The organism is Streptomyces sp. CA-106110 (assembly GCF_050936285.1).
Classification (GTDB): Bacteria; Actinomycetota; Actinomycetes; order Streptomycetales; family Streptomycetaceae; genus Streptomyces.
Window position 1 is genome coordinate 707,379 of record NZ_JBNJNB010000002.1, and the last position, 18,303, is coordinate 725,681.

Annotated in this window: 14 protein-coding genes and 1 pseudogene; 5 read left to right on the plus strand and 10 right to left on the minus strand. The window is 68.3% G+C overall.

Going from position 1 to position 18,303, the window contains the following annotated elements; genetic code table 11:
* Positions 1-271 precede the first annotated feature (271 nt).
* Entirely contained in the window at positions 272-1,354 is a 1,083-nt protein-coding gene (locus ACQEXA_RS60870) for an alpha/beta hydrolase (protein ID WP_433135253.1), read from the plus strand.
* Positions 1,355-1,669: 315 nt separating this feature from the next.
* Positions 1,670-2,197 carry a Dps family protein gene (locus tag ACQEXA_RS60875; RefSeq protein WP_433135254.1) on the plus strand — a complete coding sequence of 176 codons (528 nt, stop codon included), beginning with the start codon at positions 1,670-1,672 and terminating at the stop codon, positions 2,195-2,197.
* A 686-nt stretch (positions 2,198-2,883) separates the two neighbouring features.
* Here the strand turns inward: ACQEXA_RS60875 and ACQEXA_RS60880 are convergent.
* The 7 genes from ACQEXA_RS60880 to ACQEXA_RS60910 form a co-directional block, all read right to left on the minus strand.
* The gene (locus tag ACQEXA_RS60880) at positions 2,884-4,440 is read right to left on the minus strand and encodes a GMC family oxidoreductase (RefSeq protein WP_433135534.1); all 1,557 of its coding nucleotides are present in this window, start codon (positions 4,438-4,440) and stop codon (positions 2,884-2,886) included.
* A gap of 178 nt (positions 4,441-4,618) precedes the next feature.
* Complete coding sequence (locus ACQEXA_RS60885; protein ID WP_433135256.1) at positions 4,619-5,299, minus strand: hemerythrin domain-containing protein; 681 nt, start codon at positions 5,297-5,299, stop codon at positions 4,619-4,621.
* Between the two features lie 46 nt (positions 5,300-5,345).
* On the minus strand, positions 5,346-6,452 hold the full coding sequence (locus ACQEXA_RS60890; protein ID WP_433135258.1) for a PAS domain-containing sensor histidine kinase: 1,107 nt from the start codon (positions 6,450-6,452) through the stop codon (positions 5,346-5,348).
* A 358-nt stretch (positions 6,453-6,810) separates the two neighbouring features.
* Positions 6,811-8,031 carry an RNA-guided endonuclease InsQ/TnpB family protein gene (locus tag ACQEXA_RS60895; RefSeq protein WP_433135259.1) on the minus strand — a complete coding sequence of 407 codons (1,221 nt, stop codon included), beginning with the start codon at positions 8,029-8,031 and terminating at the stop codon, positions 6,811-6,813.
* A 271-nt stretch (positions 8,032-8,302) separates the two neighbouring features.
* Positions 8,303-8,812, minus strand: coding sequence for a DinB family protein (locus tag ACQEXA_RS60900; RefSeq protein WP_359410612.1), 510 nt, complete (start codon positions 8,810-8,812; stop codon positions 8,303-8,305).
* A complete protein-coding gene (locus tag ACQEXA_RS60905; protein ID WP_433135262.1) occupies positions 8,809-9,306 on the minus strand; it encodes a hypothetical protein in 498 nt (165 codons plus the stop codon). Before ACQEXA_RS60905 ends, ACQEXA_RS60900 begins: the two co-directional genes overlap by 4 nt.
* A 620-nt stretch (positions 9,307-9,926) precedes the next feature.
* On the minus strand, positions 9,927-10,472 hold the full coding sequence (locus tag ACQEXA_RS60910) for a GNAT family N-acetyltransferase (protein ID WP_358548338.1): 546 nt from the start codon (positions 10,470-10,472) through the stop codon (positions 9,927-9,929).
* Between the two features lie 179 nt (positions 10,473-10,651).
* Between ACQEXA_RS60910 and ACQEXA_RS60915 the strand changes: the two genes are divergently transcribed.
* Positions 10,652-11,686, plus strand: a complete 1,035-nt coding sequence (locus ACQEXA_RS60915; RefSeq protein WP_433135264.1) for an IS110 family transposase — start codon at positions 10,652-10,654, stop codon at positions 11,684-11,686.
* Positions 11,687-12,298: 612 nt separating this feature from the next.
* Here ACQEXA_RS60915 and ACQEXA_RS60920 read toward each other — a convergent pair.
* A complete protein-coding gene (locus ACQEXA_RS60920; protein WP_432940775.1) occupies positions 12,299-12,916 on the minus strand; it encodes a superoxide dismutase family protein in 618 nt (205 codons plus the stop codon).
* Positions 12,917-13,304: 388 nt separating this feature from the next.
* Between ACQEXA_RS60920 and ACQEXA_RS60925 the strand changes: the two genes are divergently transcribed.
* Positions 13,305-13,580 (plus strand): hypothetical protein, encoded by a 276-nt coding sequence (locus ACQEXA_RS60925; protein ID WP_432941628.1) that lies wholly within the window; start codon positions 13,305-13,307, stop codon positions 13,578-13,580.
* 103 nt (positions 13,581-13,683) lie between these two features.
* Here the strand turns inward: ACQEXA_RS60925 and ACQEXA_RS60930 are convergent, their stop codons facing one another.
* Positions 13,684-13,932 (minus strand): response regulator transcription factor, encoded by a 249-nt coding sequence (locus tag ACQEXA_RS60930; protein WP_433135266.1) that lies wholly within the window; start codon positions 13,930-13,932, stop codon positions 13,684-13,686.
* Between the two features lie 377 nt (positions 13,933-14,309).
* Here ACQEXA_RS60930 and ACQEXA_RS60935 point away from each other — a divergent pair, with 377 nt between their 5' ends.
* Positions 14,310-16,832 (plus strand): SpoIIE family protein phosphatase, encoded by a 2,523-nt coding sequence (locus ACQEXA_RS60935; RefSeq protein ID WP_433135267.1) that lies wholly within the window; start codon positions 14,310-14,312, stop codon positions 16,830-16,832.
* Between the two features lie 128 nt (positions 16,833-16,960).
* Here ACQEXA_RS60935 and ACQEXA_RS60940 read toward each other — a convergent pair.
* Positions 16,961-18,180 (minus strand): annotated as a pseudogene (locus tag ACQEXA_RS60940) (RNA-guided endonuclease InsQ/TnpB family protein).
* Positions 18,181-18,303 lie beyond the last annotated feature (123 nt).

Genomic DNA, 18,303 nt, shown 5'->3' on the forward strand with positions numbered 1-18,303 from the left:
GGGTGGAGAATCCCCTCCCTTCAGGGAGGGGAGCCTTCAAAGCAGGGGCGTCATCCCAGGACCAGCGTGAGCGCAGGCAGCGAACGTGATCGCTCGCTGTGGGGTTGTCCACAGCTCGGACAGTAGGGCAACCAGCCCGAAATCCTGGTGATCACTCGACAGCCTTACCCGGTCGCCGAAGGCGAGACTCTCACCGTCGGAAAGCGGCACTACACCAATCACGCTGACTGGTTGCCGCTATCGCTCTCCATCCTGCGTAGGAGACGTACTCATGTCTGCCCACCGCCGTATCGGCCGCACCGTCGCCGTTGCTGCCATCCTTCCTCTTGCCTTCGGCGCCCTGTTCGAGGCCACGGCCGGAGCCAACGCGACCACCACGTCCGCGACCACCCCCAATGCAACCAAGCCGGTGCTCGAGCACGACGCTCAGGTCTTCGCGGACGCCGCCGCCAAGAATCCGCCGATCTACACCCTCAGCTACGCCGACGCCCGCAAGGCCCTGGACACCGTCCAGGCCAACCCCACCGGCCTGCTGCCGGCGGACATCACCCACCGCACCCTGCCGGTCGGTCCCACCGGCAAGGTCACCGTACGGATCGTCCGGCCCAAGGGCGCCACCGGCAAGCTGCCCGCCATCATGTACTTCCACGGTGGCGGCTGGGTGCTCGGCGACGAGAGCACGCACGACCGCCTGGTACGTCAGCTGGCCAACGGCGCGCACGCGGCCGTGATCTTCGTCGACTACACCCCCTCGCCCGAGGCGAAGTTCCCCGTCCCCATCGAGCAGTCGTACGCCGCCACCCAGTGGGTCGCCCAGCACGGCAGTGAGATCAATGTCGACGGCTCGCGCCTCGCCGTCGCCGGCGACTCGGTGGGCGGCAACATGGCGACTGTGGTCTCGCTGATGGCCAAGCAGCGGGGCGGCCCGGCCCTGCGCGAGCAGGTCCTCTTCTACCCGGTCACGGACGCCAGGTTCAACGACTCGTCCTACCGCCAGTTCGCCAACGGCCCGTGGCTGACCCGCAAGGCGATGCAGTGGTTCTGGGACGCCTACGCTCCGAACCTCAAGGACCGCAACAACATCCTGGCTTCCCCCCTCCGCGCCAACCTCAACCAGCTCAAGGGCCTGCCCAAGGCGCTTGTCATCACGGAGGAGGCAGACGTCCTGCGCGACGAGGGCGAGGCGTACGCGAACAAGCTCCGGGCCGCCGGCAACGACGTGACGTCCGTGCGCTACCAGGGCATGATCCACGACTTCCTCATGCTCAACGCACTCAGCAAGACCAATGCCGCAAAGGCAGCGGTCAGCCAGGCCAACGCCTACCTCTACGCGGGGCTCCACGACAAGCACTGACTCGGCCTACCGCCTTCGTAAGGTGGTGCTGCCAAGTCCGCGGCTACAAAGGTGAGATGCGGCGCTTCCGGCTCCAGAGCCGGAAGCGCCGCATCTCCGTTTCCGCCGGCCGTGAGCACCCGACGACTGCCCCGTCTGTTGAACGGCCGCGTTGAGGAAGGTGCCTCTATGGGCTTGGCCTGTCCGGCAAGGCCCGAGCGCCCGTGATGAGGCTCTGTCGCACTCGTTGAGGCGCTGGTCTCCTTCTCTGTCCGGCGGTTGCCGAAGCCCCTTTCGGGTCTCCGTTTCCAAGTAATTCCTGAGATGTGAAAACGAGTGAGCAAGGAATCGTTCATGACTATGTCGAGCGCAGCTTCCCGTGTGCGGCGCAGCGAGGAAGAGGCAGCTGTCGGGTTCACGGCATCCCCGTCGCTGGCCGAAGCCCTGCAGCAGATCCTGGTGGACCTGATCGAGCTGCATCTGCAGAGCAAGCAGGCTCATTGGAACCTGGTCGGCAGCAACTTTCGGGAGCTCCACTTGGCATTGGACCAGATCGTCGATGTGGCCCGTGACGCCAGCGATACTGTCGCCGAGCGCATGCGTGCGGTTGGCGCGGTACCCGACGGCCGGTCCGAGACCGTTGCGACCCACACCACTCTGCCGGCGTTCCCGGAAGGTGAACAGGACACCACCACGGTCGTCGACTTGGTGACAGGCCGCCTCAGGGCCACGACCCACACGGCACGCGCCCTCCACGACACCGTGGACCGTGAAGACCCGGCCACTGCCGACCTCCTTCACGTGATCATCGGAATCCTGGAGAAGCATGCCTGGATGGTCAGCGCCGAGAACCGCATTGTATGACCCGGGCGCCTGCGGACACTGGGAAGTACCTGAGGGTCTCCCAGGGCACCGGGGCCGGTGAGGCCGCCGCCACGTGCACCGCGGGTGGCCTCGTTAGCCCCGCCACTGACCCCTGACCGCCCTCTGGCTGCCCGAGGAAACGAGGGCGCGCCGTTTTCCAGACTTTCCCGCCCAACAGCAGGATGTGGCTGGTGCCGATCCGGCACCAGCCACTCACCTCACCGGTGATGGCGAAGTTCTTCTGCTTGGACCTTCGCGCCGCAGGCTCACCAGTTGGATGAGCGAAGCGTAGTGAACCTATGGCAGAGTGCTACGCGCACGCCCGGCGCCCAGGCGACGCCCGCACCCTCCTCGGTCGGGTCTTGCGGCCCGGTCGACCAGCGTCCGCAGGGACGTGCCACGCGGGCCGGCGGCTCCTGTCGTTCAGTACCAGGGCACGAAGGCGATTGGCTCCCAAGGCTGAGTAACACTCAGACTCGCTAAGCCAATCAGAGACGCTTCGGCCCGTGAGCGGAGGTCTCACCCTGGGCGAGTCTCTTGACGGAACGAGAGCGCCATCTGCCCATGCTGGCGGGTTGCTCGACCCGGGCCCACCTTGGTCACCAGTAGGCCTGCAGTGGAAGTGGCTGATGCCCAGCCGGCACTAGCCACTCCCACGGCTTAAGGACAATCGCAGCTCTAGGCGGCTACGCGGTACCGTGCGCTCGCGTCACCCGTGCACGCAGGAGTTCTGCCGCACGTTCCGCGATCGCGTAGACGGTGGCGTTGGTGTTGGCGGAGGGGATGGACGGCATGACCGAGGCGTCAGCCACCCGCAGCCCTTGAACACCATAGACTCGCAGGTCCGGGCTGACGACTGCAGTCTGATCAACTCCGATCCGGCATGTCCCCGTGTAGTGGGAATAGGACAGGAGGTTCTTCCGCAGATAGGCGCGCAGTGCCTCCTCATCCTCGACGCCAACGCCCGGCAGCACGTCCTTGCCTCGCCACTCGGCCAGGGCGGATGCATCTCCGATCGCACGAGCCGAGCGCAGGCCGTCAACCATCGCGTCGAGGTCTCGCTTGTCCGCGTAGTACCGAGGGTCGATGAGCGGCGCAATTCCGGGCGTAGGGTCCGCAAGGCGTATCGTGCCTCGGCTGTGCGGGGTCATGAGAGCAACCATGATCGTGTAGCCGCGGCCCATCTCGGGGCCCGGCAGGCCGTCCGCGTGCAAGGGCACGTCCGCGATGGAGAGTTGCACATCAGGGCCCTCGAGGTGCGCGTTGCTGCGTATCAGTCCCTGGACTTCGCCATGATTGTCTGCTCCAGATGCCACCGGGCACGTCGCCTCGTAGGCAATGCCGGAGATGGGATGGTCCTGAAGGTTCGCGCCCACGCCGGGCAAGTCCACCAATGTTTCGATCCCGAGCTGGCGCAGGTGCTCCTGCGGGCCAATTCCGGACAGCATGAGCAGTTGGGGTGATCCCACGGCGCCGGCGCACAGTACAACCTCGGCCTGGGAGCGCGCGATCACGAGGTCATTGCCGACGCTGTACTCCACTCCTGTGCAGCGATCGCCGTCCATGGTGACCCTGTGGACCAGGGCATCGGTCACGACTGCGAGGTTGGGCCGATCGAGTACGGGTCGCAGATAGGCCGTGGCGGCGTCCAGTCGTTTGCCGTCGGCGATGCTCATATCGCTCCAGCCGAACCCCTCCTCGAGGCCACTTGCAAAGTCCTTCGCCTCTTTGTAGCCCGTCTCGACGGCGGCAGTGAGAAACGCCTTGGCAAGAGGGTGGCGTTCGATCGCGGGCCGGACACGCATGGGACCGTCCATGCCCCGTATCGCCGCGTCCCGATCCGCAACGCCGGTGACGTTCTCGCTGCGCTTGAAGTAGGGAAGCAGATCGTCATAGGACCAGCCCACAGCGCCAGCGTCGACCCAGGCGTCGTAGCTGGAGCGATGGCCACGCAGGAAGCACATCGCGTTGATCGACGAGCTGCCGCCTAGTGCTCGGCCGCGCGGCCAGCGCACGACCAACCCATCCGCCGCTGCCTGAGGGACCGTGGTGTCCGCCCAGTCGGCGGACGTGCCCTGCAGGAGTGGCCAGGCCGGCGGAATCGCCATCATCTCCAAAGGCGTACTGCTTCCCGCCTCCACGAGCAGGACCCGTACGTCCGGGTCCTGCGACAGGCGGGTTGCGATCACGCATCCTGCCGACCCCGCACCCACCACGATGTAATCAAACTCAGCTATGGAAATCACAGGTCACCTCTGTGCATACTGCGCCCAGTTCTGCGCTGGCTGGCGCAGAACTGGGCGTTGGGCGGCCGCCTTTCCAGCGGCGCTTACTTATTCGCCTGGCGCGAGCTGCTCCGGATGACAGCCGGATCAGCTGCCGGAGTCGCTGCTGTTCTGCCTGTCGGCCGGACAGCAATCGTCATGCGGCGGCTGTCACACCTGACTCGTAGACGCGCCGGGTGTGGCGTGCGTAGGCTCGCGGGCCGATGAGGGGCATGATCAGGCGAGGCACCAGCGGGGCGCTCGACAGCATGAGCGTGACCACCTCGGGCTCAGCGAGCGAGGCGAGCATCCCGAAAACGATCGGCAGCTTCGCCTTGGGCAGGCCGTTGATCGCATGGTCGCCTAGCTCGTGCCACTCCTCGGCGGTCACGTATTCCGCCACCAGAGGAAGCACGTCCCTCTCCTCGATCGCGAGATGTTCAGCCAGCCGGGTCCCCAGTCGCGCCAGGCCGTCGGCGAGTTGGGTTGCGCGAGCCCCCGAGGGGGCTTGTCGCCATGATTCCAACTGGGCGGAGACTTGCGTCATCAGGGAGGCGATCTCCTCGTGCTGGCCTTCCAGCAGCGCAACAGCGGACGCCAGCCGGTCTCCGGCACGGTCGAGGAGTTTCGGCCACAGCAAGTCGTCCTCGCCCTTGTGGTGGAGGTGCAGGAACTCCTCGATCAACTGGATGTGGTCCGCGACAATACCGGCGCGCCGGACGTCGCCCGGTGTCACCGTCATGACGAGTCCGGGCATGCGGCGGTAGGCCTGTCGGAATGCTTCGTGAACCACGAGCATGTCGCGGACATCGGCACGGTCAGTAGGGGCGTGGGGCATGCATCTGCACTTTCTCTACGGCTGATCTTGCGCGTTTCACGCTTGCTTACTGGGGATGGGTCGCTTGGGCGGCGGCCGGAGGCGCACCGTCGTCACGCCGGGAGTCTCTTGGAGGCACCGGAAGGCGCGCGACGATAATCGTGCCTACGCCCATGGGCGATTCGATCGTCAACGAGCCGTCGTAGGCCGCGACGCGGTCGTATAGACCGAACAGGCCAGAACCGGATTCGGCGACCACGCCGCCGACTCCGTCGTCGGCGACTGTGAGCTCCAGTTCGGCGTTCAGACGGATCGAGATGTCGATCCGCGAGGCCTTGGCGTGTTTCACCGCATTTGTAACGGCTTCCGCTACGAGGAAGTAGGCATTGGCCTCGAGCGCCGCCGGCAGACGCCTCTCGCACTCCGCGGTAAGCCGGACAGGAATCGGACAGCGCGCGGCCATGTCACAGACCGCTACCGACAAGCCGCGTGATGTGAGCGACGAGGGGTAGATTCCGGCCGCCAGCTCCCGTAGTTCGTCCACTGCCGCCTGCGCCTCGTCTGCGGCCTGATCGAGAAGTCCCAATGCCTCAGCCGACGTTCCCGTCATCACTTCTCGAGCGAGCCGCAACCCGATCAGCAGGCTCACCAGCCGTTGCTGCGCCCCGTCGTGCAGGTCACGGGATGTCCGGCGGCGCACGGCGGCAACGCTTTCAATGATGCGCCGCTGGGCGGCACGTGACTCTGCGGCACGTATTCCGGCTGCCACGCGGTCTCGTTCCACCCGCTGGTACCGCCGGAGCTCCGTCGCGTCGAAGAACGAGTAGACCACGCCTACCCCGCCGGGGAGGCTGATCGGGGCTGACCACCACGACGTGGGAAAGAACGAACCGTCCCGGCGCATGAACCAGCCGTCGTCCCCGTGCACCGCCTTCCCGGTCCTGGCCGGACTCAGCATGGGGCACTCCGAGGCCGGGAACAGCGAACCGTCTGGCCGGTAGGGGTGGAGAGTCTCATGACTCGGCCGCCCCAGCAGGTCGGCTTCGCTGCCGTACCCCAGTGCGGCAACCGCGGCCGGATTCGTGTAGAGAATCCGCCCGTCTGGGGCCACCACCCAGATGGCTTGCGGCACGCTGTCAAGGATGTGCGGAAGCAGCGTCCTGATCGGTATCACTGAATCCGTACCCCTAAAGCTCGTTCAAGCGCAATCCGCGTGCCGCGCGGTCATCACCATCGCAGTCTGGCGCGAGTGGCAACGTGCTGCCAGCACGTGTCACGTACACCCACGGCCCTGAAACCCAACGCGGAACACCCCGCCAGCGCTGACCTCGCTCAGGTCCGCGCGGACCTTCCGGTAGGTGGGTGCCGCGCCGGACGTGTCACACGGTCCAAGTGTTTCGGGCCTCGGTCCGGGGATGTCGAGGGCCATGGCGTAGAGCATCGTGGCCTCGTTCACCGACTCCATCTTGAAGGCTCCCCTCCCTGAAGGGAGGGGATTCTCCACCCTCCAGGGCTGCGTGGGGATTCACGGCTCAGGCCGCCTCTTGGTCCAGCGGACCAGGAGGTCTTACGCCCTCGACACCGTCCGGGTTCCAACCTGCCCGGACCAGCATCACGCGGGCGGAGTTCTTGTCCCTGGGGGACACGGCTCCGCACACGGTGCAGGCATACGTTCTCATCGAGAGAGGGAGTGCGTGCTTGGTTCTCGCCCCGCACGTTGCGCAGTCCATCGTGGTGTGCGCCGGGTGCACCAGACGGACGTCCCGTGCGTGCTTGCGGCCCATCTCGACCAGGGCACGCTTCGTCGCCGCGATGGCCGCGTCGGCCGCCTTGCGGGCCATCGTGGTCTTCGCGAGGAACTTCGGGCGGAAGTCCTCCACCGCCACTCCATCATGATCGCGCATGACGGCCTTGGCCCACTTGCGGCCGGTGTCCTCCCGCTGCCGCGCGACCTTCCTGTGCAGCTTCGCTGCCTGTGCCTGCGCCTTCCGGTAGCCGGTGGATGCACGCTGTCCTTTCGGTCGCCGGCGCCGGGCCATCATCCGCTGGTACTTCGCGAGCCGCTGAGCGGACCGCTTGCCGTGTTCGGCATGCGGAAGGTCGTAGGCGTCATCCGTGGTGGTCGCGGTCTCCTTCACACCCCAGTCCACGCCCAGGACGTGGCCGGTCTCCACAAGCGGCTCGACCTGGGCCGGGGCGACGAAGGAGGCGTACCAATGCCCGAGCGTGTCCTGGTACACGCGCACACTCGACGGGTCGGCCGGAAGAGCCCGCGACCACACCACGCTCAGCACGATCTGGCCCGCAAGGTGCAGGCGGCCCTCCTTGAGGCGGAAGCCGCGCCGGGTGTAGTTCAGGCTCGGCCTGGCCTCCCGCTTGCGCTTGAAGCGGGGCATCCCGGCCCGGCGGTGCTGCGCAAGCCCGTCCTTGATGTCCTTCAACGCCTTCGCCCTCGACTTGGCGAAGTCCCGAATCACCTGCTGCTGCGGCACCGAGGCACCCTCGGCCAGCCACGCTGTCACCCGACGCGCCTCAGTCAGCATCCTGTCCAACTGCGCCGGACCACACGTCAACTTCTCGCCGCCCGCTCTGCTCTGCGCGTGGGCCTGCCGGGACTTGGCCACGCATTCATTCCAGAGCCACCGGCAGCGATCCCACTCGGCTTCGAGTGCGCGCCGGGCTGTCTTCGACAGGCGTACACGGAAGGTATACCGGGCATGCCCGGTGTCCTTCGTGGTCGCTTCTGTCGTCATGCATCCGAACCTACCCGGGGGGACTGACAGTTGAGAGTTCTTGACCGTTGTGGGCGGCATCACGGCCGTGCGGGGTGGACGCCGGATCGCCCTGACGGCGATCCGGCTGTCCCTGCCCTGCTCCGCAGGAGTCCGATTCCTCCCCGGCCTGAAGGCCGGGGCATCCTCGGAGAAAGCCGGTGAACTGCGCGAAGAAAGGGCATCCGCTGGGGCGGACGCCCCCTCGACACCGCGGCCTGAAGAACCCGACGAACCCAATCCGGCCACAGAACTAGCCGGCGTAGGGGTTGCCGCCGAGCCAGGTGGTGCCGTCGATCAGTTCGCGCGCCGCATCCAAGTGACCGCTGTGACAGGCGACTTCGGCGAGCACGTGGATCAGGATGTGTCGCACGTCAGGCAGCCGCCAGGTCGGCCAGATCTGAACGGGCCAGGCGGCGGGCCCCTGTTCGGGCGCCGCGGTGGCAAGCACAGCATCCGCCCGCGCGATGGCCGCCCGGTAGTCGGCGAAGACCTCCTCGGCGCTCATCCCCTCGGGTACGTACCAGTGTGCCTCCGCGCCTGCCGTGAGCTGTCCAGTCATATCCGGCTCACCCGCGATCACTCCGGAGAACCAGAAGCCTTCGACATCCAGGGTGAGGTGGCGCAGCAATGCTAGGCAGCTCCAGCCGCTGGGCAGCATCGGCCGCCGCAGATCCTCCTCGGAGAGCCCTTCGAGGATCCCCAGGACGTGCTCACGCTGGCGGTCCAGGGCGCCCTTGAGGGCGTCGAGTTCGGCGTTCACCGGGCGGCGCACAGTTCGGCAAGGCGTTCCAGGGTGATCGCCATTTGCGTCTGCCACCAGGCGCGCCCGCTGTCCGCTTCCGCGCGTTTGTCCTCCGGCATGCGCGAGCCGTCGAAGATCTCGGTCACGACCGTCGCCCCGGCCCCGTCCCGGAGCAGGTCGAAGATCCACCGGTGGCCCCACGCGGCCCTGGACGCGGTGGCATCTGGGTGCCCGCGACCGGGCCTCGGCTCCCAGCTGATGCGGCGGTCTGGCTCGTACTCGACGACGTGGTTGTTCATCTCGTAGTCGCCGTAGCGCTCATAGTGCATCCGCATCACGAAGACGTCTCCGACGCCCGAGACCGCGGTGTTGGAGACGCCGCCGCGCAGCATCCCCGAGCCGTCGAGGTCCAGATGCCGTCCGGGGTCGGCCAGGATCCGGAAGATGTCCTCCGCCGGGGCCCCGATGCGCCGGGACACCACCACCACGGGCTCGGCCGTCGTACTCGTCATCCGCGTGCCTCCGTCAACCGCAGAGCATGAACCTGACCCCGGCCTGGACGCTACACCGGGGGTACGACAACGCCTGGCCGAGCACGTACGAGCCCCGCCCTACGCGGACTCCCACCGAACCAGTTCCGGGAAGGACTGACCCGTCAACCTGGTGAACCTTCCTGGTCACAGCACTAACTCTGTCCGGTGTCCCGACTGTGCACGGAACCATTGATGATCACGATGGTGTGGTCGGACCAGTCACAGTGACAGCTGTCGCATACCGCTTTGATCCAGCCCGCGATGGCGTCACTGCGTGTTCTGCGGCGTCCAGGTGCTCCGCAGAACACGCAGACAGTCGTGGATTGCTCTTCGGCTGTGGTGATATGCGCTCGTGCTTCTGCGCACGCCGGAACCGAGCTGCCGGTGATCCGGATACGAGCGGCGCCGAACTTCTCCTTCAGGTCGTCCTGATAGCCCGGGTCAAGGGCGAGGAGTTGCTCATGCAGCCACAGGAGCAGAGGGTGCCAGCCCGCTTCGAACGCGGACAGCTCATCGAGCGCACCCAGCCCCTCTCGGCATGACAACCTTGCTGTCCCTGTCGTCGTGCCCTACCTGGGCCAAGATCAGGTTGCTGGGTGTCACAAAGGCGACAACATCATGAGGACCTCATCGCGATCGTCGTCGGAGGCCAGCCGCAGAGCGCCGGGCCACCTGCCGATCTCCTTCCAGCCGAGTCGGCCATAGAACTCTTCGAGACCGACACCACCGCGGGCGGCAAGGTGCAGCTGCTCCAGGCCCATCTCGTCGCGGGCGACCTCACGGACCCGGCTCATCAATGCCGCGCCGATCCCCTGGCCCCGGACGCCGAGACGGGTTTGCACGTGGTGAATCGTGCCCCAGTGCGCGACGGGCGGGTGGGGATCGCAGCGGATGTTCAGCCAGCCCGCGACGGTGCCATCGGCCAGGGCGATCAGAAGGCGGCTGGTCGTTGGGGCAAGCTTCTCGATGATGCGGTCAAGGACAGCGGTGACCTCGGCGGCATCCACCGGCGGAAAGGGGAACCCGGCCGCCCCACCCGCATTGCTCACCTCGGTCCAGCAGTCCACGAGGGTCTGCTTCAGCTCGTCAGTGATCTCGTGCGGGTCAACGATCTGGGTGAAGCCAAGGGCGTTGCTGCTGGTCATGGGGACGAGTGTCACAAACGAGCCGCGCTCGTCGACACTCGGGGGCACCCACCCGAACTTCGCTGGCGCAGACAATGATCCACAGGATTTGATGCGATGAAGGGGCGGGGCCTCCGCCCCCGTGGGTTCCCGGGTAGGTCCCAGGTGGCTCACATTCGTCACGGCGAAGGAGGCCCCTGGTGAGCGAGTACGACGGACACCAGTACGTCGGCATCGACCTGCATCGCAGGCGGTCGGTGATCGTGCGGCAGACAGCGGATGGCATGCAGCTGAGCGCGGTACGCATCCTCAACGACCCGGTCGCGCTGGGCCTGCAGATAGAGAAGGCGGGCATCCGCCCCGACGTGGTGCTGGAGGCTACCTACGGCTGGTACTGGGCGGTCGACGCCCTGCAGGCCGCCGGGGCGGAGGTCCATATGGCCCACCCGCTGGGCGTGAAGGGCTTCGCCTACCGACGGGTGAAGAACGATATCCGCGATGCCTCAGACCTGGCCGACCTGCTGCGCATGGGGCGGCTGCCAGAGTCGTGGATCGCCCCGCCCGAGGTGCGGGAACTGCGTGAACTGGTGCGCTACCGCGCCAAACTCGTCGCGCTCCGCTCTGGACTCAAGGCTCAGGTCCATGCCGTGCTCGCGAAGGCTGGCATCCTCATCGCCGTCTCCGACCTGTTCGGCGTCGAGGGCCGCAGCCGGCTGGAGCAGACGCCCCTGTCCGGCCCCTACGCCCAGCGCGTGACGTCCCTGCTGCACCTGGTTGACATCCTCGACGCCGAGGAGGCCGTCTTCAACCAGCGCATCGCCGACCGGCTGCGCGGGCACCCCGGCTGCGGGGCCATCCGGTGGCTGCCCGGCATCGGCCCGGTGCTGGCCGCGGTGTTCGTTGCGGAGATCGGCGACGTCCACCGGTTTACCGCCGCTGAGAAACTGTGCTCCTGGGCCGGGCTGACCCCGCGTCACTACGAGTCCGACACCCTCGTACGGCGCGGGCATGTCACCAAGCAGGGCAGCAAACTGGTCCGCTGGGCCGCCGTGGAAGCGATCCAGCGCAAGGCCACCCCCAAGATCGCCGAAGACCGGGACCGGATCGAGGCCCGCCGCGGCAAGAACATCGCGAAAATCGCCGCGGCCCGCAAACTGCTCACCCTCGTCTACTACGGCCTGCGTGACGGGCACATCCGCGCGCTGGCCCGGTCCCTGGCCGAGCAGCCGGGATGAGCAGCCCGGACGCGGCAGGCGCGAGGCCGGGCAATTGTCTGACCCCCACATGGCGCGGTCGTGGATTTGATTGACCCCGCCTGCCGCACGTCGTAGAGCTCCATGCGGCCCCGCGCCGCGAAGGAATGACCGGCAGCCGAGCAACGGCCCTGCCCTCCCGCACGATCAACCGGAGATGAACGACACCCACAACCGCATGCCATCCTGCCAGCCCGCTGTCAACGCCCACCGGCCGCGAGCCGCTCACTCCTGCCCGGGACCATCAACAGCCAGCGCCATCAGCCCTCTTGACGACATCCGCCCCTTCAGGAATGACAATTACTCGGCGACCGGCCGCCCCAGCTCCGTGATCCCCATGCTGGCCGCCTTCGCCCAGGCGGACCGGAATTGAAACAGCAGGTCAGCGACTCACCGCACGCTCGGTGCGCGCCGGGGCGTGGTAAATGCCGTGGCGCACGCCGGAGGTGCTCCTGATTGCTCTATCTCCCGACGGAGCCGCAAGATCGCGCCCGGTATGGCCGCTCATGAGGAGCCCACGCGGAGCGTGGCGACTGACGACAATGCGGCCGGGCACCAGCTATGGGGCCACCGACGCCCCGTGGCTGGCCGGCTTTAGTTGCCGGTGCCTGCCTCGTCGGTCGTGCCGGCGAACGGCACAGTAAGACAGGCGAGCCGTGCCCCAGCCATTCCTGCCTCGCCGGGCTTCGTCGCCGTCCCGTGCTCGTGGATGATCACGGACCGGGCCTCGCCCGGCCGGAAGCCCCAGTCATGCCGGGATTCGACGGTGGCACGGCCCTGGGCGTCGGTCCTGAAGTCCAGCCACACCTCGTTCTCGGAGTTCGCGTAGGCAGGGTCGGTAGAAGGCTGGTTGGGGTCCTTGACGTTCTGGTAGTGCGGACCGGAGGCATCCGGGGTGCGGCCACACGGCTTGGTGTGCACATGCGCTCCATACACGCGGTTCGGGAGCAGCCCGCTCACCTGGAGCCGAACGCTGGTGGCCGCGCCGCCGACGGGACCGCCCACCTGCTCGACGACGGAAATGCGAGCGCCCACGGGCACCGTCTTCGCGTCGTACGTCAGCGGTTGCGACGGATGGAACGGCGAAGACGGCACGAACTGCCCCTCCACCTTCACCGTGCGGGAGCCGTCATCCGCGAATGCCGATGTGGCCGGCAGCGCGAGCACTGCTGTGACGGCAAGGGCGGCGGAGGCTTTACGAAGAATCCTCATGAGCGGTCTCCCTCGACAAAGCGCGATGAGCGGTCCGGCGGGATGGCCGTCCCACCGTACGGGCCAACGATTCCGCGCCACGCGTAGAAGGCGTCCGTTGGAGTGAAGCGGTCGAGCAGGCGCACTCTCGAAAGACCCCCACAGCGGCAGGCGCACCGATGACACCGACCCAAGCGTCGTCCCCTGAAACTCTCAAGGCCGTGCCGGATCCGGTCGAGCAGAGTAATCAGCCGCATCGGGCGGAGATGGCGCTCCACGCGCCCCGTGCTACCCACACCCAACCTGACCTGCATCTATGTACGCGTCAGGGGCGGGTTCACACTCAGATACAACACACTATTATAGAAATTGTGAGGGGTGCCCCCGCCCCCGTCCCGGAGGAGGGCGCATGCAGCGGTGCCCGTGGACCTTCCACACCATCAACGTCGAGGGCCAGATGTTCGGGTACACCTACCCGCCCACCGGCATGAGCCCCTCGATCATCGCCGACGAGCCGTGCGCGACGGTCGAGAACGCGGCCGAGCCGACCGACACCGAGTACACCCACGCACTGTCCGCCATGGCCACCGGGCACTGCGGCGAGCCCCATACGCCCGTCTCCCTCGGGCGCGGCTGGAAGGTGGAGGTGCGCTCCGGCTACCCGCTGTGGACCACCACGTCGTGAGACGTCCGCATGTCAGTGGGCGGCCGCTGCAGCCGGCCGCCAGACACAATCCGCCGGCCGAGCGGGGCGCACAGCGCTGCGCCGCCCGGTCCGACACGCGGTGTCACAGGCCCAGGGAGATGGCCAGGCGCGTGAGCTCGGCGGTGCTGGTGATGCCGAGCTTGGCCCGGATCCGGCGCAGATACGCATCGACGGTGTGTTTCGAGAGTCCCATGTGCCGGGCCGTCTGCACGTAGGTGCGCCCGGCGGCGATGTGTTGCAGCGTCTCCCGCTCGCGCGGGGCCAGCTCGGCCGGCTCGCATGCGAAGGCGGGGGCGGGAGCTTCGGCGTACAGCGCGGATGCGAGGCTCATGGCGGCTTCCTTCGGCGCATCGGTCCGGTCGTCCCTGCTCGCATCCTCGGAGCAGTACACGGACGACCCAATATGGACATTTGCCGTATTTCACGCGGGCAGATCCCAGCCCGGTTCCACGCCGTGGCACATTTCCTGAAATTTTTGTTATCCGCCCATGTCGGTGGCATACGAAGCGACCCGCGGCACCCGGCCCGGGCAGCTCACCCGGCGCCCGCCCGGCACGCCCGTGCGCGCGGCACCGGGCCCGCTCCTGCACTGCGTTGGTGCTCCCTGCCCCGCAGGATCATGCTTGTCGGTAGAGCCCTGGCCGCGGAGGTTCCCCCCAAAAAGAACAGCGGGGACATCGAGGAACGAGCGAGGCGAGATGAGCGCCGATGGAGCACCTTCCCACTCCTCCTGATGAGCCGCCCGAGCCGCCCGGCACCGCCACCGTCACGGCCACCGTCGACGAACACGGCATCGTGACGGGGTGGAGCGAGGGCGCCCGGCGCCTGCTCGGCTACGAGCCCTCACAGATCATCGGCCGCCCTGCCGCCCGGCTGCTCGCCGACGACACCGGCGAGGCCGCCCGCCGGGCGGCCGGGCACCAGGCGGCCGGCAAGGACCAGTGGAACGGCACCGTGGTGCTGCGCCACCAGGACGGCCGCCACCTCGAACAGCACCTGCTCGCCTACCGCCGCACCCCCACCGGCGGTGCGGCCGCCGAGTGGCGCCTTCTGTGCGCCGTGACCAGCCCGCCGCCGCACCCCGAAAGCCGCCCGCCCGGCACACCGGGCGCACCGGGCGAGCGGGGACAGCAGGAGGAGCCGGCCGGGCCAAGGGAGCTGAAGGAGTGGGCGTTCGCCCAGTCCCCCTGCATCCTGGCCGTCTTCGGCACGGATCTGCGGCTCATCGCGGCGAACACCGGCATGGAGCGCGCTCTGTCACTCACCGAGGCCGAGATGCGCGGGCTGCGGATGGTAGACATCGCGCCGCACCCGGTGAGCGAGGAGATCCAGGCGCGGATGCGCCGGGTGCTTCAGGACGGCGAGCCGCGGTGGAGCGAGGCCTTCCTTCCCGCCGCCCGTGCCGGATGCGCGGACGGCCCGGAAAGTGGCCGGCCGGTGTCGCTGACCGCGCTGCGCGACGGGGCGGGCCGGCTGCGGGGCGTGTGCCTGACCGCGTACCAGGGGCACGAGGAGCGCCCGGAGGGGGAACAGCGGGTGCTGCTGCCGGACGAGGCCGGCGCCGCTGCAGGCACCAGCCCGGACATCGCCCGTACCGCGCAGGAACTCACCGACGCCGCCGTCCCCCGCCTCGCGGACTTCGCCGCCCTCGACCTGCTCCCTGCGCGCGGCGAGGAGGCGGGCGCAGGCGCTGTGGCCGGGCCGGTCACCCTGCGCCGCGCCGCCGTGCGCTCGGTCCTGGAAAAAGGCCCCGAGTCCCCGGTCGCCGTCGGCAACTCCAGCACCTACCCGGCGCTGTCCCCGGTGGCCGAGTGCCTGGCAAAGGGCCGCGGGGCGCTCTACGAGATGACCGGTCCGGCCCTTGCCCGGTGGACCGGCGAGGACCCGGAAGCGGCCTGGATCCGCGAGTGGGGCACCCACTCGCTCATGGTGGTGCCGCTGCGCACCCGAGGCACCACCCTGGGCGCCGCCCTCTTCGGCCGCCACCACAACCCCGCCCCCTTCACCCGCCAGGACCTGCAGCTGGCCGAGGAGCTCACCGCCCGGGCCGCCCTGGGCATCCACAACGCCCGGCACTACACCCGCGAACACACCACCACCATGACCCTGCAGCGCAGCCTGCTCCCGCAGGCCCTGCCCGACCAGGCCGCCCTCGAGATCGCCTCCCGCTACCTGCCCGCCGACACCCTGGCCGGCGTCAGCGGCGACTGGTTCGACGTGATCCCGCTGTCCGGCGCACGCGTCGCCCTCGTCGTCGGCGACGTCGTCGGCCACGGCATCCGCGCCTCGGCCACCATGGGCCGGCTGCGCACCGCGGTACGCACCCTGGCCGACGTCGACCTGCCGCCCGACGAACTGCTCACCCACCTCGACGACCTCGTCATCCACCTCTCCGCCGACGAGGCCACCACCGAAGGCGCCGCCGAAGGCGCCGCCGGCATCGGCGTCACGTGCCTGTACGCCGTCTACGACCCCGTCACCCGCTGCTGCACCCACGCCCGGGCCGGCCACCCCCCGCCCGCCGTCGTCACTCCCGACGCCGCCGCCCACCTCCTCGACACCCCCGCCGGCCCCCCGCTCGGCCTGGGCGGCCTGCCGTTCGAGGCCACCGAGACCGAACTACCCGAAGGCAGCCTGCTCGCCCTCTACACCGACGGCCTCCTCGAACCCCGAGACCACGACATCGACGAAGCCCTCGACAAGATGCTGGCCGCCCTCGTCCGCCCCGCCCACACCCTCGACACCGTCTGCGACCGCGTCCTCACCGCCACCCTCACCCACCGCCCCGACGACGACATCGCCCTGCTCATCGCCCGCACCCACGCCCTCAGCGCCGACCGCGTCGCCTCCTGGGACCTCCCACCCGACCCCGCCGTCGTCGCCCCCGCCCGCCAACACGCCACCGACCAGCTCACCACGTGGGGACTGACCCGCGCCGCCTTCATCACCGAACTCGTCGTCAGCGAACTCGTCACCAACGCCATCCGCTACGGCAAACCCCCCATCCAGCTCCGCATGATCCACCACAACACCACCCTCATCTGCGAAGTCTCCGACACCAGCAGCACCACCCCCCACATGCGCCGCGCCCGCAGCCACGACGAAGGCGGACGCGGCCTCCTCCTCGTCGCCCAACTCGCCGACCACTGGGGCACCCGCCACACCCCCACCGGCAAGACCGTCTGGGCCGAACAGACCCTCACCACTCCCGACCCTTGGGCCGGCGCGTAAAACGGCGGCGCGCACCGGGCCACGCCGGGGCCGAACTCACCCGCGCGGCTCCGGGAGAATCATTGAAGGCTCCCCTCCCTGAAGGGAGGGGATTCTCCACCCTCCAGGGCTGCGTGGGGATTCACGGCTCAGGCCGCCTCTTGGTCCAGCGGACCAGGAGGTCTTACGCCCTCGGCACCGTCCGGGTTCCAACCTGCCCGGACCAGCATCACGCGGGCGGAGTTCTTGTCCCTGGGCGAGACGGCTCCGCACACGGTGCAGGCATAGGTTCTCATCGAGAGAGGTAGTGCGTGCTTGGTTCTCGCTCCGCACGTTGCGCAGTCCATCGTGGTGTGCGCCGGGTGCACGAGACGGACGTCCCGTGCGTGCTTGCGCCCCATCTCGACCAGAGCGCGTTTGGTGGCGGCGATGGCGGCATCGGCCGCCGTGCGGGCCATCGTGGTTTTCGCGAGGAACTTCGGGCGGAAGTCCTCCACCGCCACCCCGTCATGATCACGCATCACGGACTTGGCCCACTTGCGGCCGGTGTCCTCCGCTGCCGCGCGACCTTCCTGTGCAGCTTCGCGGCCTGTGCCTGCACCTTCCGGTAGCCCTTGGATGCGGGCCGGCCCTTCGGACGCCGGCACCGGGCCATCATCCGCTGGTAGCGGGCGAGCCCCTGCGCGGCCCGCTTGCCGTGCTCGGCATGCGGAAGGTCGTAGGCGTCATCCGTGGTGGTGGCGGTCTCCTTCACACCCCAGTCCACCCCGAGCACCCGCCCCGTGAGGGCAAGCGGTTCGCTCTGCGCGGGGGCGACGAAGGACACATACCAGTGCCCGAGCGTGTCCTGGTACACGCGCACACTCGACGGCTCGGCCGGAAGAGCCCGCGACCACACCACGCTCAGCACGATCTGGCCCGCAAGGTGCAGACGACCGTCCTTCAGACGGAAACCGCGCCGGGTGTAGTTCAGGCTCGGCCTGGCCTCCCGCTTCTTCTTCCAGCCGGGCATCCCGGCCCGGCGGTGCTGCGCAAGCCCGTCCTTGACGTCCTTCAACGCCTTCGCCCGCGACTTGGCGAAGTCCCCAATCACCTGCTGCTGCGGCACCGAGGCACCCTCGGCCAGCCACGGCATCACCCCGCGGGCCTCGGTCAGCATCCTGTCCAACTGCGCCGGACCACACGTCAGCTTCTCGCCGGACTCCTTGGCTCGCTGGTGGACCTGCTTGGACTTGGCGACGCATTCATTCCAGAGCCACCGGCAGCGGTCCCACTCCGCTTCAAGTGCGCGCCGCGCGGTAGCCGACAGGCGCACACGGAAGGAGTACCGGGCATGCCCGGCCCCCTCCGTGGTCGCGTCTGTCGTCATGCATCCGAACCTATATGGGAGGACTGACAGTTGAGACCTCTTGATCGCCACGGGCTCGCTCACCTCGTCGCGGGTGGACGGTCCTTCGCCCTGGAGGCGAAACCCCTATTTCCTGTCCTGCTC

Bases quoted from the DNA above. Each gene is read 5' to 3' on its own strand.
- ACQEXA_RS60870 (WP_433135253.1), top strand. From the start codon at position 272: ATGTCTGCCCACCGCCGTATCGGCCGCACCGTCGCCGTTGCTGCCATC.
- ACQEXA_RS60885 (WP_433135256.1), bottom strand. From the start codon at position 5,299: ATGCCCCACGCCCCTACTGACCGTGCCGATGTCCGCGACATGCTCGTG.
- ACQEXA_RS60895 (WP_433135259.1), bottom strand. From the start codon at position 8,031: ATGACGACAGAAGCGACCACGAAGGACACCGGGCATGCCCGGTATACC.
- ACQEXA_RS60905 (WP_433135262.1), bottom strand. From the start codon at position 9,306: ATGACGAGTACGACGGCCGAGCCCGTGGTGGTGGTGTCCCGGCGCATC.
- ACQEXA_RS60910 (WP_358548338.1), bottom strand. From the start codon at position 10,472: ATGACCAGCAGCAACGCCCTTGGCTTCACCCAGATCGTTGACCCGCAC.
- ACQEXA_RS60920 (WP_432940775.1), bottom strand. From the start codon at position 12,916: ATGAGGATTCTTCGTAAAGCCTCCGCCGCCCTTGCCGTCACAGCAGTG.
- ACQEXA_RS60925 (WP_432941628.1), top strand. From the start codon at position 13,305: ATGCAGCGGTGCCCGTGGACCTTCCACACCATCAACGTCGAGGGCCAG.
- ACQEXA_RS60930 (WP_433135266.1), bottom strand. From the start codon at position 13,932: ATGAGCCTCGCATCCGCGCTGTACGCCGAAGCTCCCGCCCCCGCCTTC.
- ACQEXA_RS60935 (WP_433135267.1), top strand. From the start codon at position 14,310: ATGGAGCACCTTCCCACTCCTCCTGATGAGCCGCCCGAGCCGCCCGGC.